Raw genomic sequence first — 22,349 nt, forward strand, 5'->3', positions numbered from 1 at the left:
CGTACCGCCTGTGTCTTTTGATGACCGCCGCGCGAGCTGGAAAGTTTCGATGGTCTTACCGACGGAAGAGGGGGGACGCGGATTCTGTGGCGAGGGAGCTTGCTCCCGTTGGGCTGCGCAGCAGCCCCCAAAAAAACAGGGCCGCTACGCGCCCCAGCGGGAGCAAGCTCCCTCGCCACAGTGGTTGTATTGATCTTCCGGGCGAACTTGCCGGCCCAATATTGATCAGTTCCTTACCGCCCCGTGCAAAGGAGCCTCGCGTTTTGTCTCGATTGAGCACTGTATTGCTGCTGTTATTGCTGGCGATGACCGGCACCAGCGCCTACGGGACCGTCGCTGTCCCTGGCACCGCCAAGCCCGACGAACCGCCCGCCGAGCCCGCGCCGTTGGTGCAGGGCGGGTTGTTGGGGGCCATCAGTTCGAGCATCGACGACGTCCAGGACAAACTCGACCTCAACCAGAGCCTGGTGGATGCCTGGCGCCTGCGGGCGGACCGGGCGGCGGACGAGGTGGACCGGCTGGTGGACCAGACGTCCCGGTCGTCCTGGCGCGTGGCGGGGGATTTCCTCTTGCTCTCCGGCGTGTGGCTGGGGACGTTTGCGCTGTTATGGGCTGGCGCGCGATTGCTGGTGCGGCGTCTCGGTCGGCGCCGTTGGTTGCGTACCCGTCAGCGCGTGCACGACCTGCTCGGTTATCTGCTGCCCTATACCTTGCCGGCGGTGGCGTGCCTGCCGCTGACCCTCTATATCAGCCACTTTCTGCAAGTCTCGGTCGGTCGTGCCCTGGCGCTGTGCTTCGCCTACGCCACCAGCAGCGGTATTTTCTCCACCTCGGTGTTGCTCTGCGTGATCGTCATGTTCAACGCCGGGCACAAGCGTCGCGCGGTGGCGATCATTCGGCGCTTCAGCCCGCGGCCGTTGTTTCTGATCGGCTTTCTCGCCGCCCTCAGCGATGCCCTGACCAGCCCGCAGATCGCCCGGCAACTGGGCGGTAACATCACCAGCAGCGTCGCGGTGTTCACCGGGCTGTCGGCGTCGATGATCTTTGGCTGGCTGGTGATTCACATGCGCCGGCCAGTGGCGCACTTGATTCGCAACCGCCCGCTGGCCCAGCGCTTGAAACAGCCGGCCTTGCAGGAGTCGCTGCGGATTTTCTCCGGGCTCTGGTACTGGCCGATCCTGCTGATGGTGCTGGTGTCGGCGGTGAGCCTGATCGGCGTCGGCGAGGACAACCAGAAAGCCCTGCGTTGTGCCTTGTTCACCACCATCCTGCTGATCGCCACGGTGTTTCTCAGCACCGTGTTCCAACATGTCTTCAAGTCGCCCAAGGCCGAAGCCATCCAGCGCAACAGCGCCTACAAGGGCCGTTTGCTGAGTCTGCTGCACGCCTTGCTACGCATCGTCATGGCGGTGGCATTCATTGAAATTCTCGGACGAATCTGGGGGATATCCCTGTTCGAATTCGCCTCGCGCAATGCCATAGGTCGGGCGATCAGTGATTCCTTGAGCCGCATCGGCCTGATCGTCCTGATGACTTGGCTCACCTGGGTGGTGCTCGACACGGCGATCCAGGAAGCCTTGAAGCCGCCGTTGAACAAGCGCGGCGCGCGCCAGCCCAGCACCCGGGTCAAGACCATCCTGCCGCTGTTGCGCAACGCCGCGAAAATCATCCTGGTGGTGATTTGCGCTATCACCACCATGGCCAACCTGGGCATCAACGTCGCACCATTGCTGGCCGGTGCCGGGGTGGTGGGGCTGGCGATCGGTTTCGGGTCCCAGCAACTGGTGCAGGACGTGATCACCGGGTTGTTCATCATCATCGAAGACACGCTGTCCATCGGCGACTGGGTGGTGCTCAGCTCCGGCCACGCCGGCACCGTCGAAGGCCTGACCATCCGCACCCTGCGCCTGCGCGACGGCAAGGGGTTCGTGCATTCGGTGCCGTTCGGCCAGATCAAGGCCGTGACCAACCAGTCCCGGCAATTCGCCTTTGCGTTCTTCTCCGTGCAATTCACCTACGACACCGACGTGGACGAGGCCATCGAGTTGATTCGCGAAGCCGGGCGTTCGATTGCCGAGGACCCGTTCCTCAAGTTCAACCTGCAAGGGCCGCTGGATGTGTTCGGCGTGGACAAGATGGACCTCAACGGCGTGGTACTCACGGCGCAGTTCCGCACCGTGTCGGGTGGGCAGTATGCGGTGAGCCGGGCGTTCAACCAGCGGCTGAAAAAGCTTGTGGATAACCACCCGGCGGTGCATTTTGCGCAGACTTATCCACAGCAGGTGGTGATGCCGAAGCGGTTGATGGATAGGCGGCAGGAGGGAGATGGAGCACTTGATCAACCTCAATAGCTGCTGAATGTTGTAATGGGGCTTATGGCCTCTTCGCGAGCAAGCCCGCTCCCACACTGGATCGAGAGTGAACACAGAGTCTGAGTACACAGGAGGTCCAATGTGGGAGCGGGCTTGCTCGCGAAGGGGACAGCCCAGGCACCCTCAACCTTTCTGAATGAGCTTGTTCCTCAGTTCAGCCATCCCTTGAACATCCAACTCCACCCAAAGCTGCTGCTTGCCGGCAATCAGCGCCGCCACCGGCAACCCATCCCGGTAAACCAGCCGATTACTTGCCAGCGCCGGCACTTTTGCCCCCGGCAGCAAGGTGCCGGCCAGGTTCAGCGGATCGACCCCGCACACCGCCACCAGGCTGCCGTCAGTCGGACGGCGGCGGGTTTCGCGCAGCAGCGGGATGGCTTCGGGCAGGGCGAATTGCTCGCCCGCCAGGCCGCTGACAAAACGCCCGCCGCGAATCTCGCCCCGCGCCTCCAGGCGATGAAAGGTGCGCAGCAGCTCGCGCCAGCTCGGCAGCCAGTCGGCCTCGCGCTCCAGCAGGCGCCAGAACACCACGCCGTAACGGCGCAGCAAAGTCATGGCGATGTGCTCTAACGTCTCTGGTGCGGTGGGCACGGGGCGGTTGCCCTCCACGGGGGCGGGTGGGCTGCGGCGCAACAAGGCCCAGCGTCCGGCGTCGTCCATGCCGCCGACAAACGCGCCGCGCCCGCGCCGGCTGCTACGGGCCTGGCGTTTGCTGGCCGGCGTAATCAGGGCGCGCAAGCCGGCAAAGCTGTCGGCATTCACCAACCCGGCGCCCACCAGCTCCTGCAAGGCGATTTCCAGTTCGCTGCGCAGCAGGTGGGCTTCGTGGACCAGCTCATCGAAAAACAGCGCGCCGTGTTCACTGAGGGCCTGATGGACTTTTTGCGTCTTGGGCGACAGCTCATCCAGGGGCACTTGCCCGGCCAGGCTGCTCCACAACGCCACCTGACCGCGGGGCAGCAACACCACCGGCGTGCTGCGCAGGGCCGTGGCAGACGGTTTCTGGCGCGCGCTCAGGCGCGTCCATACCCATTTGCCACTGCGGCACAGTTCATCGAGCCAACTGGGCGAATAATCCTTGATCCGCCCGGGCAACAGGTCGCTGTCCCAGGCTGACGCGGCGGCCGGGTAGCCTTCGAACTGGCTCAGGATCGACGGCAGCACGGCATTGCCCCGGCCCTGAGTGGACGAGGACAGGTGCTGCCAGTCGAACAGGAACCGCATGAAGTCCTGCAACATCACCGGCTCGATTTCCCGGCGCAGGCGCTTGACCGTGTAGCGATGGATCCGCGCCAGCAGATGCCGCTCGCACCATTCCTCCTGCCCGGTGCCCGGGGTGAACCGCCCGCGCAGCACGTAGCCTTGCTGCTCAAGCTGCGCCAGGGCTTGGGTGGCCTGTGGAGTCGACAACCCCAACGGGTAAGCGATGGCCTTCAACGGCAACGGGCCAAAGGCGCTGAGGCGGGCGCGGAGCACTTCCACCAGGGCTTCGTCGCTGTCCCAGGCCTCATCGAAACCCGCCAATGGGGCAAGCGCCGGTTGCCACCGGGCCTGTGGATAAATGGCTTGCAAGCAGGTCAGGCGTTCCAGCGGCACCCACAAACCACGCTCGGCGCTGATCTGCAGGTGGCTGGCGCGCCCACTCGCCGCCAATGCCTGCAACCAATCCAGCCACGGCACGTGGGCGTCGACTTCGCTGTCGGCGATGCAGGCCAGGCTCATCAAGGCTTCATGCATCTCATCGAGATTGGCCGGCGTCGGCCAGGCCTCATCCCGGACCGATTGGATGGCCTCGGCGTCCAGCGCGCCCAGGTCGTCGGTGGCCTGTGGATCGCTCCAGCGCCGGTTGATCACCGCCTGGGTCCGCCGTTCTTCCAGTGGCGCGTCGTCGAGAAAGGTGTAGGGGCGGGCGCTGAGGATTTCCGCCGCCAGCGGCGAAGGCGCCGGCAGGTCGCGGCTGATCAGGCGCACCTCGCCCGCTTCCATGCGCCGTAACAATGCCAGCCAGCCTTCGCTGTCCATGGCTTCGTGCAGGCAATCGTCGAGGGTCTGCTCCACCAGCGGGTGGTCGGGGATTTCCCGCTCGCCGGCGAGGTTTTCCAGGCAGGCGATCTGGTCCGGAAACACGCTGGCGATCAGGTCTTCGCTTTTCATCCGCTGGATTTGCGGGGCGACTTTGCGCCCGCCGGTGTAGCGCGGCAACGCCAGGGCTACGCCCGCGTTCCAGCGCCAGCGCACGCCGAACAGCGGCGCATCCAGCACTGCCTGGACCAGGATCTGCTCGGCGCTGTGGCTGTTGAGGTAGCGCCAGACCTCGTCCAGTTCGAAGCTGTGGCTGGTGGACAGCGAGAGCACGATGGCGTCTTCGCTGGCGGCGGCCTGCAATTCGAAGTTGAAGGTGCGGCAGAAACGCTTGCGCAAGGCCAGGCCCCAGGCGCGGTTGATGCGGCTGCCAAAGGGTGTGTGGATGATCAGTTGCGTACCGCCGGATTCGTCGAAGAACCGCTCCATCAGCAGCGTGTCCTGGGACGGCAGGGCGCCGAAGGCCAGGCGCGCCGGGGCCAGGTAATCGACCAATTGTTCGGCGCTGGCCAGGTTCAGGCGCAAGGTGCCGGTCAACCAATCGAGGGTCGGTTGCAGGTGGCCCGGCGTGGCGGCCAGCAGGTGGTCGAGCTGGGCTTGCAGGCGTGCCACGGCGAAAGACAATTCGGCGCTGCGCCCCGGGGCCTCGCCGAGCCAGAACGGGATGGTCGGCGGTTGGCCCTGGGCGTCCTCGACCCGCACGCGGCCGGTCTCGACGCGGATGATGCGGTAGGAGGTATTGCCCAGTTGGAATACGTCGCCGGCAATGCTCTCCACTGCGAAGTCTTCGTTGACGCTGCCGATGTTCAAGCCCTGGGGTTCGAGCAGCACGCTGTAGTCGGCATTGTCGGGAATGGTGCCGCCGCTGGTCACCGCCGTCAGCTTGCTGCCCCGGCGCCCGCGCAAGGTCCGGGTCACGGCGTCGCGGTGCAGGTAGGCGCTGCGCACGCCTTGGCGGCCATTGAGGCCTTCGGCGAGCATTTGCAGCAGCGCCTGGTAATGCCCTTCGTCCAACTCGGCGTAAGGCGAGGCGCGGCGGAAGGCTTCCAGCAGCGCCTGTTCCGACCATTCCTGGCAACTGACTTCGGCGACGATCTGCTGGGCCAGCACGTCCAGCGGTGCCTTGGGGATGTGCAGGATGTCCAGTTCGCCTCGGCGCACGCAGTCGAGCAGGGCGGCGCACTCAATCAAGTCGTCGCGGGTGGTGGCGAACAGGCGCCCCTTGGGCGTGCCGCCGACCTGGTGGCCGGAGCGTCCAACCCTTTGCAGGAACGCCGAGATCGAGCGGGGCGAGGCGATCTGGCAGACCAGGTCGACATCGCCGATATCAATGCCCAGCTCCAGGGACGCGGTGGCGATCAGTACCTGCAGTTCACCGCGTTTCAGGCGTTGTTCGGCGTCGAGGCGAAACTCCTTGGCCAGGCTGCCGTGGTGAGCGGCCACGGCGTCCTTGCCCAGGCGTTCGCTCAGGTGTCGGCTGAGGCGTTCGGCCAGGCGCCGGGTGTTGACGAACACCAGGGTGGTGCGATGTTCCCGGGCCAGTTCGGCGAGGCGGTTGTAGACCAGTTCCCACACGTCGTTGGCCATCACCGCCGACAGCGGCACCGGTGGCACCTCGATGTCCAAATCGCGGGGGCGGGCGTGGCCGATGTCGACGATGTCACAGGCGCGTCCTTCGCCGACGAGAAACCGTGATACCGCTTCGATGGGTTTCTGCGTGGCCGACAAACCGATGCGCATCAGCGGTTCGGCGCACAAGGCTTGCAGGCGCTCCAGGCTCAAGGCCAGGTGGCTGCCGCGCTTGCTGGCGGCGATGGCGTGGATTTCGTCGACGATGACCGTGCGGGTGCTGGCGAGCATCTGTCGGCCAGAGTCGGAGCCGAGCAGCACGTAGAGGGATTCAGGCGTGGTCACCAGGATGTGCGGCGCGGTCTTGCGCATCGCCGAGCGGTCTTTTTGCGGCGTGTCGCCGGTGCGCACGGCGGTGGTGATCGGCAAGGGCGGCAAGCCCATTTTCTGCAGTTGTTCAGTGATGCCGGCCAGGGGGTTCTGCAGGTTGATCTGGATGTCGTTGCTCAGGGCCTTGAGCGGCGAGACATAGACCACCAGGGTCTGGTCCGGCAGGCCGCCTTGTTCCAGGCCACGGTGCACCAGGTCATCGAGCACGGCGAGAAACGCCGTCAGGGTCTTGCCCGAGCCGGTGGGCGCCGCGACCAGCACCGAGCGACGCTGGCCGATCAACGGCCACGCCTGGGCCTGGGCGGCCGTGACCGCCGGGAAGGTCTGGCTGAACCAGGCGCGAACGGCGGGGTGAAAGCCTGCCGTGGCGTGGTTGGCTGCAAGGGGCAGATTCATGTGGGCAGTTTAGGCGGGTGGGGTGGGGAAGATGCAAGTACCGTCGGGTATCTCTATCGCCTGCCAGTGCCCCTTCGCGAGCAAGCCCGCTCCCACATTTGGAATGCATTCCCCTGTGGGAGCGGGCTTGCTCGCGAAGAGGCCCTTGAAGTCGGCCAAAACCCAGGATCTGCACATTGCGGATGACGGTTGCGCACTAAACCCGCAAAATGCAACGATTCCGACAACGCCTGCGGCGTTATCGACCAAATTCTTGTGCCAATAGACTGGGCCTGCTGACTTTATGCGAATGCGCCTTATGTTACTGGGCGGCGGAAATGCCCTTGGGCAGGCGCTGATTCGCCTCGGTGCAGAAGAAGACATCGGTTTTCTTGCCCCCCGCCCGCCCGAAGACGGCTGGGATGCCGCGAGCCTGACGCAACTGCTCGACGATACCCGTCCGGACGCCTTGATCAACCTGGCGTACTACTTCGACTGGTTCCAGGCCGAGGCCGTCAGCGAGCAGCGCCTGGCCAGCCAGGAGCGCGCTGTCGAGCGCCTGGCCGAGCTGTGCCAGCACCACAACATCGTCTTGTTGCAACCGTCCAGCTATCGCGTGTTCGATGGCTCCCGCGCCACGGCCTACAGCGAAAAGGACGAGCCGGTGCCCTTGGGCGTGCGTGGCCAGGCGCTCTGGCGGATCGAGCAAAGCGTGCGCGCCACCTGCCCGCAACACGTACTGCTGCGCTTCGGCTGGCTGCTGGATGACAGCGCCGACGGTATCCTCGGCCGTTTCCTGGCCCGGGCCGAACAGCCCGAAGAGCTGTTGCTGGCGGACGACCGTCGCGGCAACCCGACGCCCGTGGACGATGCGGCGCGGGTGATCATTTCGGTGCTCAAGCAGCTCGATTGCGCGGCGCCGCTGTGGGGCACCTATCATTACGCCGGGCACGAGGCGACCACGCCGCTGGCGCTGGGCCAGGCGATCCTCACCGAAGCCCGCGCCCTGCATCCGCTGGCCATCGAGTCGCCCACCCCCCAGGCTCATGCCGCACGGCCGGACGCCGCGGAAGAACCGCAGCACGCGGTGCTGGCCTGCAAGAAAATTCTGCACACTTTCGGGATCAAGCCCCGCGCCTGGCGCGCGGCACTCCCGGGCTTACTGGATAGGTTTTATCGCCATGGCTAAAGGCCCTGTTTTAATCACCGGCGGTGCGGGTTTCATTGGTTCGCACCTGACCGACGCCTTGCTCGCCAAGGGGCATGTGGTGCGGATCCTCGATGATCTGTCCACCGGCAAGCGCAGCAACCTGCCGCTGGACAACCCGGCGGTCGAACTGATCGAAGGCGACGTCGCCGATGCCGCGCTGGTGGCCCGGGCCATGGCCGGTTGCAGCGCCGTGGCGCACCTGGCGGCGGTGGCTTCGGTGCAAGCCTCGGTGGATGACCCGGTGCGCACCCACCAGAGCAATTTCATCGGCACCTTGAATGTCTGCGAAGCCATGCGCCAGAGCGGGGTGAAACGCGTGCTGTTCGCCTCCAGCGCGGCGGTCTATGGCAACAACGGCGAAGGCGAGCCCATCGACGAAGACACCCCCAAGGCCCCGCTCACACCCTATGCCTCGGACAAACTGGCCAGCGAGTTCTACTTCGACTTCTATCGCCGCCAGCATGACCTGGAGCCGGTGGTGTTCCGCTTCTTCAACATCTACGGCCCGCGCCAGGATCCGTCCTCGCCCTATTCGGGCGTCATCAGCATCTTCAGCGAACGGGCGCAGAAAGGCCTGCCCATCACCGTGTTTGGCGACGGCGAGCAGACCCGGGACTTTGTCTATGTGGAAGATCTGGTGGACTTGCTGGTGCAGGCCATCGAGAAGCCCGAGGTGGAAGTGGGCGCGGTGAACGTCGGCTGGAACCAGGCCACGACCCTCAAGCAGATGCTCCAGGCCCTGGCCGCCGTGGTGGGCGACCTGCCGCCGATCAGCTACGGCCCGGCGCGCTCCGGCGACATCCGCCATTCCCGGGCGGACAACCATCGGCTGTTGCAGCGCTTCAACTTCCCACAGCAGACACCGATGAGCGTAGGCCTGGCGCGGTTGTTGGGGCGCTGAGTTTCATGGTCACAAAAAGGCGCCTTCTGGGGCGCCTTTTTTGTGAGTCATGCATCACTGTTGTGGCAAGTGAAACCTGTGGCGAGGGAGCTTGCTCCCGCTCGAGCGCGAAGCGGTCGCACATTCTTTGGGTCTGCTTCGCAGCCCAGCGGGAGCAAGCTCCCTCGCCACAGGGTGTGTAGTCATCTCACCATTGCGTAGGGGCTTAGAACTTGTAGCCCAACCCCACCATGTAGACGAACGGATCCACATCGACGTCCACCTTGGCCCGGGTGCCGCCGGCCACGGCGTTGTTGTCCACATAGGCGGTGGTGTCGATGTCGATGTAGCGGATCTGGCCGTTGATCATGATGTTGTCGGTCAACATGTAGTCGGCACCGACTTGCCACGCCATGCCCCAGCTGTTGCTTGCGCGAAAGTTGCTGAAACCGTTGGCGCTGGCGTCGCTGCCGACGTGTTCGTCATAGATCCAGGTGTAGTTGATGCCCGCGCCGACGTAAGGCTGGAAGGCCGACTTGGCGTCGAGCGGGTAGTAGACCAGGCTCAGGGTCGGCGGCAAGTGCTTGAGAGTGCCGAGCTTGCCATTGGCCGCGCCCAGGGCGGTGCCTTTGAGCTTTACGTCGTGCTCGAACGGCGAGGCCGCCAGCAGTTCGATGCCCAGGTTGTTGGTGATCATGTAGGCGAAGTTCAGGCCCAGTTGCGTGTCGCTGCTCATGGTCGCCTTGCCACCCAGGTCGGCGCCGGCCAGGGGGCCACGGTCGACCTTGACGCTGGAGCTGTCGGCGTCCGGGTTGACGGTGATCGCACCGGCGCGAACGATGATGTCGCCGGCGGTATGGGCCTGGGCGAGCGGGGCCGCGAGGGCGAGGGCAACGAGGGACGCGCTGAGCAAGGACTTGTTCATGGGGGCTCCAAAGGGCATCGAAATTTGATGTCCCATGGTACGAAGCCGTCTGGCCCGGTCTTTTGACACAGCTCAATGAGTCAGGGGGTGTTTAATTGACTCAGCTCAATGAAATGATGATGAGTCAATTTCGAGGGCCCTTTCGCGAGCAAGCCCGCTCCCACAGTTGACCGCATTCCTTCTGAAGAAACCCGATCACCTGTGGGAGCGGGCTTGCTCGCGATAGCTATCTCATCAACAACCCATCACCACCGGATTCAATCCGGCAGCTCATACACATAAATCTTCTCAGCCTCCATCTGATACCCGGCATCGGCCAGTTCACTGGTGGACGGCTTGACCTGCATCGGCCCCTCGACCCAGTACGGTTGATACAGCTCATCAAGCTTGACCCCGACTTCGCTTTTCACATGCACGATCTGGTTCGACGGCGGTGGCGGCACGTGGATGCAGGCACCGAAATACGGCACCAGCAAAAAATCCGTGGTGCGGCCTTCCTCGCTGACTTCCAACGGCACGATGTAGCCCGGCAAGCGAATCTGTTGGCCGTCGAGGGCCTTGACCACCGGGGCGTTGGGCAGGTCCTGCTTGGCCGCGGGCGCGGCTTCGGCGGCCAACGCATCACTCATCTTCGACAAGTCATGCAGCGGCGTCATGTTCGGCACTTCCGGCGGTGCGTCCGGCGGGATCATTTCCGACCAGGCCAGGTCCCTCGGCTCGGCCGCCCACAACGGCAGGGTGACCATCATCAACAGCGCTAGCAGGGCGCGGGGCATTTTCAAGGTCCTCATAGACGGATCGACAGGCCGTCGGCCAACGATTGGCGATAGGCGCGCCAGGCCGGCACGCTGCCCATCAGCAGGGCGGCGACCAGGATGCCAGCCAGCAGCGTCCATTCATATTCGCTCGGCCAGCCCAGCGGCAGGTACAAACCGTAGGCCGACTGCACGTAACCCTGGGCGGCGGCGATGCCGATGTACAGCAGTGCCAGCCCGGCGGTGACCCCGGCCAATGCCAGGGCAAAGGCTTCGAGCACAAGCAGCGTCGCGATGTGCCACGGCCGCGCGCCCACCGAACGCAGGATCGCCATTTCCCGGCGACGTTCGTTGAGGCTGGTGAGGATTGCCGTGAGCATGCCGATCAACCCGGTCAGGACCACGAACAGCGAAATCACGAACAGGGCTTTCTCCGCCGTACCCATCAGGCTCCACAATTCCTGTAGGGCTACGCCGGGCAGGATCGCCAGCAGCGGTTCGCCACGGAACTCGTTGATCTCGCGTTGCAAGGCAAAGGTCGAAATCTTGCTGTTGAGGCCAAGCATGAACGCGGTGATCGCCTGGGGCGTGAGGTCCATGTTGCGGGCCTGGTCGGCGCTGATGCGTCCGTTGCCCTGGGCCGGCACACCGTTCTTCCAATCAACGTGGATCGCTTCCATGCCGCCGAGGCTGATGTGCAGCGTGCGGTCTACCGGGGTGCCGGTGCGCTTGAGAATCCCGACCACAGTGAAGGGCTTGTCGTCATGCTTGACCAGGCTGATCGCCGCCACGCCGTGGGCCAGCACCAGTTTGTCACCGAGCTTGTAATGCAGCGCTTCGGCGACTTCGGCGCCGAGCACCACTTCGAACGGATCGGTGGCGAACGCCCGGCCATCGGCCAGTTCCAGGTGTTGCCGGCGGCCGTACTGGTAATGCTCGAAGTAGGCCTCGGTGGTGCCCATCACCCGGTAGCCGCGATGGGAGTCGCCGAGGGACATGGGGATCGCCCACTTCACTTTCGGGTTGTTGGCGAACTGCTCGAAGCTGTCCCAGCGAATGTTGTTGGTGGCGTTGCCGATGCGAAACACCGAGTACAGCAACAGGTTCACGGAGCCGGAGCGGGCGCCGACGATCAGGTCGGTGCCGCTGATGGTGCTGGCGAAACTGGCCCGCGCCTCGGTGCGCACCCGTTCCACCGCCAGCAGCAGGCACACCGACAGGGCGATGGCGAACGCGGTGAGGATCGCGGTGAAGCGGCGGTTCGCCAGGCTGGCCATGGCTAGACGGAACAAATACATCTCAAACCTCGAGTGGCGTGGCGGCGCGATTGAGATCGGCCAGCGAGAGGTGGCGGTCGAACAGCGGTGCCAGGCTCTGGTCGTGGCTGACGAACAACAGGCTCGAGCCGGCCTCGCGGCATTCAGCGAACAACAGCCGCAGGAAGTTTTCCCGAGCGTCGTAGTCCAAGGCCGAGGTTGGTTCGTCGGCGATCACCAGTTCCGGTTGGCCAATCAGCGCCCGAGCCGCGGCGACCCGTTGTTGCTGGCCGATGGACAGCGAGTCGGCGCGGCGCTCCAACAGCTTCGCATCGGTCAAGCCCAGGTGGGCCAGCAGCGTGGCGGCGGCTTGATCGACACTGCCGTGGCGCTGGATGGCCCGTTGCGCACGCAGCTTGGAGAAATGGCAGGGCAGTTCGACGTTTTCGCGCACCGAGAGAAACGGCAGCAGGTTGAATTGCTGGAAAATGTAGCCGGTGTGGTCCACGCGAAAGCGGTCGCGGCGGCCGGCGCCCAGTTCGCTGAGTTCCTGGCCGAGCAGGCGGATGCTGCCGCGATCCGGCGTCTGCACCCCGCCCAGAAGCCCTAGCAACGTGGTCTTGCCGCTGCCGCTCGGGCCCTTGAGAAACAAGGTTTCGCCGGCTTCCAGGCGAAACGCCGGGATATCCAGCAAAGGCGGATGCCCGGGCCAACTGAAGCCCAGGTCGGACAGTTCGATGAGTGCTTGGGTCATGTTTGTCGCTTCAAAGTGGAACCTGTGGAAGACCTGTGGGAGCCGAGCTTGCTCGCGATGAGGCCATCACATTCAACTGGGTAGCTGACGGTTGGACTGCTATCGCGAGCAAGCTTTGCTCCCACCAGGCTTGCTCCCACATTTGGGTTTTGCGGTGAATCAGAATTTCAGGGCTGGCGCCTTGGCCGTCACTTCCACACCTTTCTGGCCGCTCGGGCTGATCAGTTGTACCTGAATTTTCTGGGTGGCCGGGAAGGTTTTGAACAGTGTGGCCAGGTCCAGGTTCTTCAAGGCGCCAGGGGCAGCACAGGTGAACTGATAGTGGGCATGGATCTCGCTGTGCTCGCCGTGGTGCTCGTCGCCATCGCCGTCTTCGTCATGGCCTTCGTGGTCCGGTTCATCGCCAAACAACGGGCTTTCCAGTTCCTGCTGGGCCACGGTGCACGTGGCGGCGGCCGGCAGGTTGAACAGCGCCAGTGGCTTGTCCAGCTGTGCGCGTACGGCGGCGACCTTGGCTTTGTCGGCATCGCTGGTGGCGGCGTGTTCGAAGCCCACCAGGTTCATCGCCGGGCTTTCCAGCTCCAGTTCCAGGGTCTGGCCATCCAGGGCGGCGTTCAGTCGAGCAACGCCGTGTTCATGGGCGCCGAGGCTGCCATGTTCGTGATCATGATCGTGGTCATGCTCCACCGCCGCGTGAGCGACAGCCAATGGCAGCAGGGCGAACGGCAAAGCGAGAAGCAGACGACGCATGACGAGTCTCCGAAAAGGTTATGTAATCTTATAACGAAAGTGCGCAGAGTTTGACCGGCTGCTTGGCGTCGCGCAAGGGCCATGGGAGCATGCGTACATGAAATATTCAGGAGCACGGTGATGTTGCGGATACGCGGAACCGTCGGCGAATGGCCGGTGGACTTGACGATTGAAATGGATGAAGGCGACTGGGCGCAGCTCGGCGCGCAGTTGCAAGTGGCCAAGTCCGAGAGCGTAGTGGCGCCTGCGGCCAAACCGGCGAATCAAGATGATGCCCAGTGGCAGATCGCCAAGGAGCTGCTGCGCAAGGCCGGATAACTGAGCGGCCCGGACCTGCTGGAACAGCTCGAAGGCCTGACCGGCAGCGCCTCGGCGGGCAAGCGCTTGTTGGTGCGCTTGCGCCATAGCGCCGAGGTCAAGGTGCTGAGCGGTGCGGATACACCGCTCTACAGTTGGGTCGGTCAGTAAAGCGCGGCGAACAGCTTGCGGCGATAGGTCGTCACCAGCGGATGGTCGTTGCCCAGCAGTTCGAACACTTGCAGCAAGGTCTTGTGGGGCAGGCCTTCGCTGTAGCCGCGGTTGCGCACGAACAGCTTGAGCAGCGCATCGAGGGCCGCTTCGTACTGCTGGCGCGCCAGTTGCTGGATCGCCAGTTGGTACACCGCTTCATCGTCCTGCGGGTCTTTCGCCAGGCGGGCCTTGAGGTCGGCGGCGTCCGGCAAGTGCTTGGCCAAGCCGAGGAACTGGATCTGCGCCTTGGCACCGGCGAGGGCGGCCTTGTGCTCGTCGCTTTTCACCGCGTCGAGTACCGTCTGCGCTTCGTCCAGCTCGCCGCGCTCGGTCAGGCAGCGGGCGTACAGGATCAGGGCCTTGGCGTTGGTGTTGTCTTCACCCAGCAATACCGTGAGCACGGCTTCGGCATCGGCGAAACGACCGTCGTCGAACAGCGCCTGGGCCTGTTCGAACGGATCGGCCGCGGCCGGCGGCGGCATTTGCACATGGGGTTCGAGCATCGTCCGCACCGCCGATTCCGGCTGGGCACCGGCAAAGCCGTCAACCGGCTGGCCGTCCTTGAACAACACCACGGTCGGCAGGCTGCGAATGCCGAAACGGGCGACAATGTCCTGCTCGATGTCGCAGTTGACCTTCGCCAGCAGCAGTTCGCCCTGATAGCTCTCGGCAATGCTTTGCAGCATCGGCATCAGCGCCTTGCACGGCGCGCACCACTCGGCCCAGAAGTCCACCAGCACCGGTTTGTGGAAAGAGTTGGCGATCACCGACTGATCGAAATCGGCCGTGGTGGCGTCGAAGATGTAGGGCGTTTCCTGAGTCATGGGCAATCTCGTAGAGCGCTTGAATGGGGCAACTATACGGCTTGGTGGGGGGTGGCTGAAAGCGGCGAGGACTTTCGTCTTGTGGTGTCTGGTAGGACGCCTTCGCGAGCAAGCCCGCTCCTACAATGGATCCCAAGTGTTCATGCGACCCCTGTGGGAGCGAGCCTGCTCGCGAAGCTTTTAGCCGCGCCGCGCGTGGTACAGGCTCACATGCCGAAACTCCTCCGGCTCGGCCAGGTCCGGCAGGGTCATGGCCTGGAGCATTTCGATACGCCGGTACAGCGGATGCTGGAAATCCCGCACCCGGGAATCGGCCACCAACGCCCCGCGGCCACGGCTGAGGAATTGATCGAGCAGCGGCAGGTTGGCCCGGTCGTAGAGCACGTCGGCGACCAGGATCAGGTCGAAGCGATCAGCCTCGGCGAAAAAATCCGTCGAATAACCCAGCGCCACACCGTTGAGCGCGGCATTGGCCTGGCACGCGGCAATCGCCAATGGGTCCAGGTCGCAGGCCACCACTTCCAGGGCCCCGGCCTTGACCGCCGCGATCCCCGCCACGCCGGAGCCGGCGCCAAAATCCAGCACCCGCTTGCCCTCTACCCACCGCGGCTGTTCGGCCAGGTAGCGGGCCATCGCCAGGCCGCTGGCCCAGCAGAAACTCCAATAGGGCGGCTCGTGGAGGATGCGCCGGGTTTCTTCCGGGCTGAAGGCGCGGTCCATGTTGTCGCCGTCGATCAGCCACAACTTCAAATCAGTGCCGGGTAGCGGACAAGCCACCAGGCGCGCGTCGCCCAGCAATTCACTCAACGCCCGTTGCAAGTCTTGCGGTGCACTCATGGGGCTTTGACGAATTGCAGGGTGCCCAACGCCTGGGTGGTCGGTTGACTGATGCGTTGCTCCGGCAAGTGCAGGATCAACTGGCCGGACTGGCTGGCGCGGCCACGCAGTTCCACGCGGGCGCCGACCGGGAAGGCTTGCGGGTTGAAGCGCAGGCGGAAGGGCAGGGCCTGATTGGTGCCGATCAGGCTGGAACTGGCGAGCAATTGCTGAGGACGGTCTTTCTCGTCGATCACCAGCAACGCCAATTCGACCTCGGCACCGGCCGGCACGCCTTGCAAGGTGCCGCTCAACTCACGTTGATGCGCCGGCAGCGGCCCCAGCTCGGTGGCTTGCCGGGCCTTTTCCTGGGCCTGTTTCGGCGCGGGGGCCGGAGCGGGAGCGGCGGGCTTTGGGGCATCGCTGCTGCACGCCATCAGCAGGCTGAAAAAACTGAGCAAAACGAGCGATCGTAGCGGCATGTGTGGCTCCAGCAAGGTGAATTCCATGGATCTGACGGTAAGCCCGTCTGTATACCGTAAACCCTATGGCTTGTCTTGCCAGTGGGATGCGCTACCATGGCCCTCCCTTTTTTTGTTGCCTGCCACCATGCACTGTCCCTTCTGCGGTGCCAACGACACCAAGGTCATCGACTCGCGACTGGTCGCCGAGGGCGAACAAGTCCGCCGCCGCCGCGAATGCCTGGCTTGCGGCGAACGTTTCACGACGTTCGAGACCGCTGAACTGGTGTTGCCGCGCCTGATCAAAACCGACGGCAGCCGCCAGCCGTTCGACGAAGAAAAACTGCGCGCCGGCATGCAGCGCGCCCTGGAAAAACGTCCGGTGAGCGTCGAGCGCCTGGAAGCGGCGCTGGTGCACATCAAGCACAAGCTGCGGGCCACCGGCGAACGCGAGGTCAAGTCCCTGGTGGTCGGAGAGCTGGTGATGGCCGAGCTGCAGAAGCTCGACGAAGTCGCCTACATCCGTTTCGCCTCGGTATACCGACGCTTCCAGGACCTGAACGAGTTCCGCGAAGAAATCGACCGCCTAGCCCGCGAACCGGTGAAACAATGACCGCCTCGGCGCAGCAGGCCGTCCTCGACGCCCATTACATGGCCCGTGCCCTGGAGTTGGCGCGGCGCGGTCACTACACCACCCACCCCAATCCCCGGGTCGGTTGCGTGATCGTGCGGGACGGGCAGGTGGTCGGCGAAGGCTGGCACATCCGCACCGGCGAGCCCCATGCCGAAGTCCATGCCCTGCGTGCCGCCGGCAATAATGCCAGGGGCGCCACGGTCTACGTGACCCTCGAGCCATGCAGCCATCACGGGCGTACGCCGCCGTGTGCCGATGCGTTGGTCAATGCCGGCGTGGCGCGGGTGGTGGCAGCGATGCAGGACCCCAACCCGGAAGTCGCCGGTCGCGGCCTGCAGCGCCTGGCCCAGGCCGGCATCGCCACGCAAAGCGGCGTGCTGGAAGGCGAAGCGCGCACGCTCAATGAAGGTTTCCTCAAGCGCATGGAGCAGGGCCTGCCGTTCGTGCGGGTCAAGCTGGCCATGAGCCTCGATGGCCGCACCGCCATGGAAAGTGGCGAAAGCCAGTGGATCACCGGCCCGGCCGCACGCTCGGCGGTGCAACGCCTGCGTGCCCAGGCCAGCGTGGTGCTGACCGGCGCCGACACGGTGTTGGCGGACAACGCCCGGCTGACCGTGCGCGCCGATGAACTGGGGCTCGATGCCGAGCAGACCGCGTTGGTCATGAGCCGCCCGCCGCTGCGGGTGCTGGTGGACGGGCGCCTGCGGGTGCCGCTGGATGCGGCGTTTTTCAAGGCCGGCCCGGCGCTGGTCGCTACCTGCATGGCGGTGGAAGAACAATACGCCAACGGTCCCGAATGCATGATCGTGGCCGGCGATGACGGCCAGGTCGATCTGCATCGCCTGCTGGTGGAGCTGGCGGGCCGTGGCGTCAATGAGGTGCTGGTGGAGGCCGGTCCGCGCCTGGCGGGGGCTTTCGCCCGGCAGGGGTTGGTGGATGAGTTCCAGATTTTCATCGCCGGCAAATTCCTCGGCTCTTCGGCGCGGCCACTGCTGGACTGGCCGCTGGCGCAGATGAAAGACGCCCCGGCGCTGAAAATCACCGAAATCCGCGCCGTGGGCGATGACTGGCGAGTCATCGCCATTCCCGTTCCACCGGCCAGCGTATAATTCCCGGCTTTCGCTCAAGCGGCGGCCCGTTCTCGAGGAGGACTCCATGTTTACCGGCATCATCGAATCCATCGGCAGCATCCGTGCACTCACCCCCAAGGGCGGCGATGTGCGGGTCCATGTCGAAACCGGCAAGCTCGACCTGAGCGACGTCAAGCTGGGCGACAGCATCGCGGTAAACGGCGTGTGCCTGACCGCTGTCGAATTGCCGGGCAACGGTTTCCTGGCGGACGTCAGCCGCGAAACCCTCGACTGCACGGCCATGAACGACCTCAAGAGCGGCAGCCCGGTCAACCTGGAAAAAGCCTTGACCCCCACCACTCGCCTGGGTGGGCACCTGGTCAGCGGCCACGTGGACGGCGTCGGCGAAGTGGTCTCGCGCACGGATAACGCCCGGGCCGTGGAGTTTCGCATCCGCGCCCCGAAGGAACTGGCCAAGTACATCGCCCATAAAGGCTCGATCACCGTCGACGGCACCAGCCTGACGGTCAACGCGGTGGACGGCGCCGAATTCCTGCTGACGATCATTCCCCACACCCTGAGCGAAACCATCATGGCTTCGTACCGGCCAGGTCGCCGGGTCAACCTGGAAGTCGACTTGCTGGCCCGTTACCTCGAGCGCCTGCTGCTGGGCGACAAGGCCGCAACGCCTGCAGCCGGTAACATCACTGAAAGTTTTCTGGCCGCCAACGGCTACCTCAAATCCTGACCCAAGGGGGTGCCGCGTGGCGCTCAATAGCATCGAAGAACTGGTTGAAGACATCCGCCAAGGCAAGATGGTCATCCTCATGGATGACGAAGACCGCGAGAACGAAGGCGACCTGATCATGGCCGCCGAATGCTGCAAGGCCGAACACATCAACTTCATGGCCAAGCATGCCCGTGGGCTGATCTGCATGCCGATGACCCGCGAGCGCTGCGAGCTGTTGAAGCTGCCGCTGATGGCGCCGCGAAACGGCTCGGGCTTCGGCACTAAGTTCACCGTGTCCATCGAGGCCGCCGAGGGCGTGACCACCGGGATCTCCGCCGCTGACCGCGCGCGCACCGTACAGGCCGCTGCCGCCCGGGACGCCAAGGCCGAAGACATCGTCAGCCCCGGCCATATCTTCCCGCTGATGGCCCAGGCCGGCGGCACCCTGGCCCGCGCCGGCCACACCGAAGCGGCGTGCGACCTGGCGCGCATGGCCGGTTTCGAACCCAGCGGCGTGATCTGCGAAGTGATGAACGACGACGGCACCATGTCCCGTCGCGCGGAACTGGAAACCTTCGCCGCCGAACACAACATCAAGATCGGCACCATCGCCGACCTGATCCACTACCGGATGATCCACGAACGTACCGTTCAGCGGATTGCCGAGCAGCCACTGGACAGCGAACTGGGCCAGTTCAACCTGGTGACCTACCGCGACTCGGTGGAAGGTGACGTGCACATGGCGCTGACCCTGGGCACCGTATGCGCCGAAGAACCGACCCTGGTGCGTGTGCACAACATGGACCCGCTGCGCGACCTGCTGATGGTCAAGCAACCCGGCCGCTGGAGCCTGCGGGCCGCCATGGCCGCCGTGGCCGAGGCCGGCAGCGGCGTGGTGTTGTTGCTCGGTCACCCGCTCGATGGTGACGTGCTGCTGGCGCACATCCGCGAAACCGCCGACCAGGCGGCGCCGAAAAAACCGACCACCTACAGCATCGTCGGTGCCGGTTCGCAGATCCTTCGGGACCTGGGCGTGCGTAAAATGCGCTTGATGAGCGCACCGATGAAATTTAATGCGATATCCGGTTTCGATCTGGAAGTTGTAGAATACGTGCCCTCTGAATAATGGCCCGGGGATTGCGGCATTATCGTTAAGGCTTGTTGGATTCATTGTGGCGAGGGAGCTTGCTCCCGCTTGGGTGCGCAGCGCCCACCAAAAAGGGCCGCTACGCAGCCCAGCGGGAGCAAGCTCCCTCGCCACAGAGGATGTGCAAGTGAACGAGATGGCGGGATCCACAGCCCTGTATTCGTGGCTAATATCACTGAGGAGCGTGTTATAGAACGCGCTCTGGCTCTTTAAGAGATCTGACGAATGACCCTGAAGACCATCGAAGGTACCTTCATCGCCCCCAAAGGCCGCTACGCTCTGGTAGTGGGCCGTTTCAACAGTTTCGTGGTCGAGAGCCTGGTGGGCGGTGCGGTCGATGCCCTGGTTCGCCATGGCGTGAGCGAAAGCGACATCACTATCATCCGCGCCCCTGGCGCCTTCGAAATTCCGCTGGTTGCGCAGAAAGTCGCTCAAAAGGGCGAATATGCGGCGATCATCGCCTTGGGCGCGGTCATTCGTGGCGGTACTCCGCACTTCGAATACGTGGCTGGCGAATGCACCAAGGGCCTGGCCCAGGTGTCCATGGAGTTCGGCGTGCCGGTCGCTTTCGGCGTGCTGACCGTTGATTCCATCGAGCAAGCCATCGAACGTTCCGGCACCAAGGCCGGTAACAAAGGTGCCGAAGCTGCCCTGTCCGCCCTGGAAATGGTCAGTCTGCTGGCGCAGTTGGAGGCCAAGTGATTAGCGACGAAAGCGATCGTTTCAACCCGCGCGATCCAAAGCCTGCGGATGCCGGCAAGCCGTCGAAAAGCGTCAAGCGCCGTGAAGCCCGTCAGCTCGCGACGCAAGCGCTGTACCAATGGCACATGGCCAAGCAATCGCTGAACGAGATCGAGGCGCAATTTCGAGTCGATAACGATTTCAGTGATGTCGACGGTGCTTATTTCCGCGAGATCCTGCATGGCGTGCCGGCTCACAAGACCGAGATCGACATCGCCCTGGCACCTTGCCTGGACCTGACGATCGACGAGCTGGACCCGGTTGAGTTGGCGGTGTTGCGCCTGTCCACCTGGGAACTGATGCAGCGCGTCGACGTGCCGTACCGCGTGGTGATCAACGAAGGGATCGAGCTGGCGAAAGTCTTCGGTTCCACCGATGGTCATAAGTTCGTCAACGGTGTGCTCGACAAGCTCGCCCCACGCCTGCGTGAAGCTGAAGTGAAGGCGTTCAAGCGCTGATTGGTGCTTGCAGCGGTGTCCTGTCTCGCCCATGCGTTCGTTTTTTGTCGAGTGACTGTTGGTGCCAGACAAGGCGCCGCGACGAGTCATAGCCCGCTATGGCGAGGAGCGGCAACGCAGTATGGCGCCAACGGGCGCCGATAAAAGAACAGCATGGGTGAGACAGGACACTTAATGGGTGAGTTCGAGCTGATCCGTAACTACTTCGCCGCCGCGCCTTGTGCGCAGGGCGGCGAGGGCGTTGCGCTGGGGATCGGCGACGACTGCGCCCTGCTGGCCGTTCCTCCCGGGGAACAGCTGGCGGTGTCCACCGACACGCTTGTGGCCGGCGTACACTTTCCAGACCCTTGCGATCCGTTCCTGCTCGGCCAGCGCTCGCTGGCCGTGGCGGTCAGTGACCTGGCCGCCATGGGCGCCAAGCCCTTCGCCTTTACCCTTGCCTTGACCCTGCCGACGGTGACCACCGATTGGCTGCAAGCCTATGCCCGCGGTTTGAACCTGATGGCCCAGGCCTGTGGCGTGGCGCTGGTGGGAGGCGACACCACACGCGGGCCGCTGAGCCTGACCATGACAGTGTTCGGCCATGTGCCTGGCAGCCAGGCCTTGACCCGCGGCGGCGCGCAGCCCGGCGACCTGCTGTGCGTCGGCGGCGAGTTGGGCAATGCCGCCGGCGCATTGCCGTTGGTGCTCGGCCAGCGTCACGCCGAGCCCGCCATCGCCGAGCCGCTGCTGGCTCATTATTGGTCACCGCGACCACAGATCGCCTTGGGCCTGGCGTTGCGGGGCAAGGCCAGCGCGGCGATGGATATTTCCGATGGCTTGCTGGCCGATTGCGGGCATATCGCCCTCGCATCCGGGGTGGCCTTGCAGGTGGAACGGGACCGACTGCCGCTGTCCAACGCTCTGCTAGCGTTTTTTGGCCGGGCGGATGCTGAGCAGGCCGCCCTGAGCGGCGGTGACGATTACGTGCTGTTGTTCGCCGTGCCACCGAGCCGATGGCCGGCGTTGCAGGCCGAAGGCGGGCCGATCCACGTGATCGGCAGCGTACTGGCCGGGCAGGGCGTCACGCTGGTCGACGACGTCGGACACGACATCACCCCGCAAACACGGGGCTATCAACATTTTCGGGAGACACCGTGACAGATCATCCCAACCAGGTCCCGGCAGAGTTCGTTCCGCCTTCGGTCTGGCGCAATCCCTGGCATTTCCTGGCGTTTGGCTTCGGTTCGGGCACTTTACCCAAAGCGCCGGGCACCTGGGGCTCGCTGGTTGCGCTACCCTTCATACCGTTGTGGCAGATGTTGCCGGACTGGGGCTACTGGTTGATGCTGGGCATCACCATGCTGTTTGGCTTCTGGCTGTGTGGCAAAGTGGCGGACGACCTGAGGGTGCACGACCATGAAGGGATCGTCTGGGACGAAATGGTCGGCATGTGGATCACCTTGTGGCTGGTACCGGAAGGCTGGTACTGGTTGCTGACGGGATTTCTGGTGTTCCGTTTCTTCGATATCCTCAAGCCGTGGCCGATCCGCTGGATCGACCGACATGTGCACGGAGGTGTCGGGATCATGCTCGACGATGTACTGGCCGGGGTGTTCGCCTGGCTGGCAATGCAAGGATTGGTGTGGTGTTTCACCTGA

The 22,349-nt window shown here is 64.2% G+C and carries 20 protein-coding genes and 1 pseudogene; 12 read left to right on the forward strand and 9 right to left on the reverse strand.

Annotated features, from left to right (window positions below; genetic code table 11):
- The first annotated feature begins 263 nt into the window (after positions 1-263).
- Positions 264-2,351, forward strand: a complete 2,088-nt coding sequence (locus tag J3P88_RS03655; RefSeq protein ID WP_434574036.1) for a mechanosensitive ion channel family protein — start codon at positions 264-266, stop codon at positions 2,349-2,351.
- Positions 2,352-2,495: 144 nt separating this feature from the next.
- Here the strand turns inward: J3P88_RS03655 and J3P88_RS03660 are convergent, their stop codons facing one another.
- Positions 2,496-6,809 carry a DEAD/DEAH box helicase gene (locus J3P88_RS03660; RefSeq protein ID WP_434574038.1) on the reverse strand — a complete coding sequence of 1,438 codons (4,314 nt, stop codon included), beginning with the start codon at positions 6,807-6,809 and terminating at the stop codon, positions 2,496-2,498.
- Between the two features lie 283 nt (positions 6,810-7,092).
- Between J3P88_RS03660 and J3P88_RS03665 the strand changes: the two genes are divergently transcribed.
- Together J3P88_RS03665 and J3P88_RS03670 are read left to right on the forward strand one after the other, a co-directional pair.
- Positions 7,093-7,977, forward strand: coding sequence for a sugar nucleotide-binding protein (locus J3P88_RS03665; protein WP_053188636.1), 885 nt, complete (start codon positions 7,093-7,095; stop codon positions 7,975-7,977).
- Positions 7,970-8,899, forward strand: coding sequence for an NAD-dependent epimerase/dehydratase family protein (locus J3P88_RS03670; protein ID WP_434574040.1), 930 nt, complete (start codon positions 7,970-7,972; stop codon positions 8,897-8,899). Before J3P88_RS03665 ends, J3P88_RS03670 begins: the two co-directional genes overlap by 8 nt.
- 205 nt (positions 8,900-9,104) lie before the next feature.
- Here the strand turns inward: J3P88_RS03670 and J3P88_RS03675 are convergent, their stop codons facing one another.
- From J3P88_RS03675 to J3P88_RS03695, 5 genes are all read right to left on the reverse strand, one after another.
- Positions 9,105-9,803, reverse strand: a complete 699-nt coding sequence (locus J3P88_RS03675; protein WP_186707695.1) for an OmpW/AlkL family protein — start codon at positions 9,801-9,803, stop codon at positions 9,105-9,107.
- 257 nt (positions 9,804-10,060) lie between these two features.
- Positions 10,061-10,579, reverse strand: coding sequence for a DUF3299 domain-containing protein (locus tag J3P88_RS03680; RefSeq protein WP_434574042.1), 519 nt, complete (start codon positions 10,577-10,579; stop codon positions 10,061-10,063).
- Positions 10,580-10,590: 11 nt separating this feature from the next.
- On the reverse strand, positions 10,591-11,856 hold the full coding sequence (locus J3P88_RS03685) for an ABC transporter permease (protein WP_411385768.1): 1,266 nt from the start codon (positions 11,854-11,856) through the stop codon (positions 10,591-10,593).
- A gap of 1 nt (position 11,857) precedes the next feature.
- Positions 11,858-12,568 carry an ABC transporter ATP-binding protein gene (locus J3P88_RS03690; protein ID WP_186707691.1) on the reverse strand — a complete coding sequence of 237 codons (711 nt, stop codon included), beginning with the start codon at positions 12,566-12,568 and terminating at the stop codon, positions 11,858-11,860.
- Positions 12,569-12,727: 159 nt separating this feature from the next.
- A complete protein-coding gene (locus tag J3P88_RS03695; RefSeq protein WP_434574045.1) occupies positions 12,728-13,318 on the reverse strand; it encodes a DUF2796 domain-containing protein in 591 nt (196 codons plus the stop codon).
- Positions 13,319-13,438: 120 nt separating this feature from the next.
- Between J3P88_RS03695 and J3P88_RS03700 the strand changes: the two are divergent.
- A pseudogene (locus tag J3P88_RS03700) lies at positions 13,439-13,786 on the forward strand (hypothetical protein).
- On the opposite strand, the gene trxA reads toward J3P88_RS03700, so the two are convergent.
- The 3 genes from trxA to J3P88_RS03715 all read right to left on the reverse strand — a co-directional run bounded on the left by trxA (position 13,780) and on the right by J3P88_RS03715 (position 15,950).
- On the reverse strand, positions 13,780-14,652 hold the full coding sequence (trxA, locus tag J3P88_RS03705; RefSeq protein WP_186707688.1) for a thioredoxin: 873 nt from the start codon (positions 14,650-14,652) through the stop codon (positions 13,780-13,782). The pseudogene J3P88_RS03700 and the gene trxA sit on opposite strands and share 7 nt — an antisense overlap.
- 180 nt (positions 14,653-14,832) lie before the next feature.
- Complete coding sequence (locus tag J3P88_RS03710) at positions 14,833-15,489, reverse strand: 50S ribosomal protein L11 methyltransferase (protein ID WP_186707687.1); 657 nt, start codon at positions 15,487-15,489, stop codon at positions 14,833-14,835.
- Positions 15,486-15,950, reverse strand: coding sequence for a YbaY family lipoprotein (locus J3P88_RS03715; protein WP_186707686.1), 465 nt, complete (start codon positions 15,948-15,950; stop codon positions 15,486-15,488). The genes J3P88_RS03710 and J3P88_RS03715 overlap by 4 nt, the downstream gene beginning before the upstream one ends.
- Positions 15,951-16,077: 127 nt before the next feature.
- Here J3P88_RS03715 and nrdR point away from each other — a divergent pair, with 127 nt between their 5' ends.
- The 8 genes from nrdR to J3P88_RS03755 all read left to right on the forward strand — a co-directional run bounded on the left by nrdR (position 16,078) and on the right by J3P88_RS03755 (position 22,349).
- Positions 16,078-16,542, forward strand: coding sequence for a transcriptional regulator NrdR (nrdR, locus tag J3P88_RS03720; RefSeq protein ID WP_163006734.1), 465 nt, complete (start codon positions 16,078-16,080; stop codon positions 16,540-16,542).
- Positions 16,539-17,672, forward strand: a complete 1,134-nt coding sequence (gene ribD, locus J3P88_RS03725; RefSeq protein WP_434574048.1) for a bifunctional diaminohydroxyphosphoribosylaminopyrimidine deaminase/5-amino-6-(5-phosphoribosylamino)uracil reductase RibD — start codon at positions 16,539-16,541, stop codon at positions 17,670-17,672. Before nrdR ends, ribD begins: the two co-directional genes overlap by 4 nt.
- Positions 17,673-17,718: 46 nt before the next feature.
- On the forward strand, positions 17,719-18,381 hold the full coding sequence (locus J3P88_RS03730; protein WP_186729645.1) for a riboflavin synthase: 663 nt from the start codon (positions 17,719-17,721) through the stop codon (positions 18,379-18,381).
- A gap of 16 nt (positions 18,382-18,397) precedes the next feature.
- Positions 18,398-19,489, forward strand: a complete 1,092-nt coding sequence (gene ribBA / locus J3P88_RS03735; protein ID WP_053125811.1) for a bifunctional 3,4-dihydroxy-2-butanone-4-phosphate synthase/GTP cyclohydrolase II — start codon at positions 18,398-18,400, stop codon at positions 19,487-19,489.
- Between the two features lie 246 nt (positions 19,490-19,735).
- Positions 19,736-20,212: a 6,7-dimethyl-8-ribityllumazine synthase gene (ribH, locus tag J3P88_RS03740; RefSeq protein ID WP_003206025.1), complete on the forward strand. Its 477-nt coding sequence runs from the start codon at positions 19,736-19,738 to the stop codon at positions 20,210-20,212.
- Positions 20,209-20,709 carry a transcription antitermination factor NusB gene (nusB, locus tag J3P88_RS03745; protein ID WP_186707683.1) on the forward strand — a complete coding sequence of 167 codons (501 nt, stop codon included), beginning with the start codon at positions 20,209-20,211 and terminating at the stop codon, positions 20,707-20,709. Before ribH ends, nusB begins: the two co-directional genes overlap by 4 nt.
- Before the next feature lie 174 nt (positions 20,710-20,883).
- The gene (gene thiL / locus J3P88_RS03750; RefSeq protein ID WP_186729646.1) at positions 20,884-21,849 is read left to right on the forward strand and encodes a thiamine-phosphate kinase; all 966 of its coding nucleotides are present in this window, start codon (positions 20,884-20,886) and stop codon (positions 21,847-21,849) included.
- Positions 21,846-22,349, forward strand: a complete 504-nt coding sequence (locus J3P88_RS03755) for a phosphatidylglycerophosphatase A family protein (RefSeq protein WP_053125805.1) — start codon at positions 21,846-21,848, stop codon at positions 22,347-22,349. Before thiL ends, J3P88_RS03755 begins: the two co-directional genes overlap by 4 nt.

It is taken from the genome of Pseudomonas sp. Z3-6 (genome assembly GCF_051131985.1).
GTDB classification, from domain to species: domain Bacteria; phylum Pseudomonadota; class Gammaproteobacteria; order Pseudomonadales; family Pseudomonadaceae; genus Aquipseudomonas; species Aquipseudomonas zanjanensis.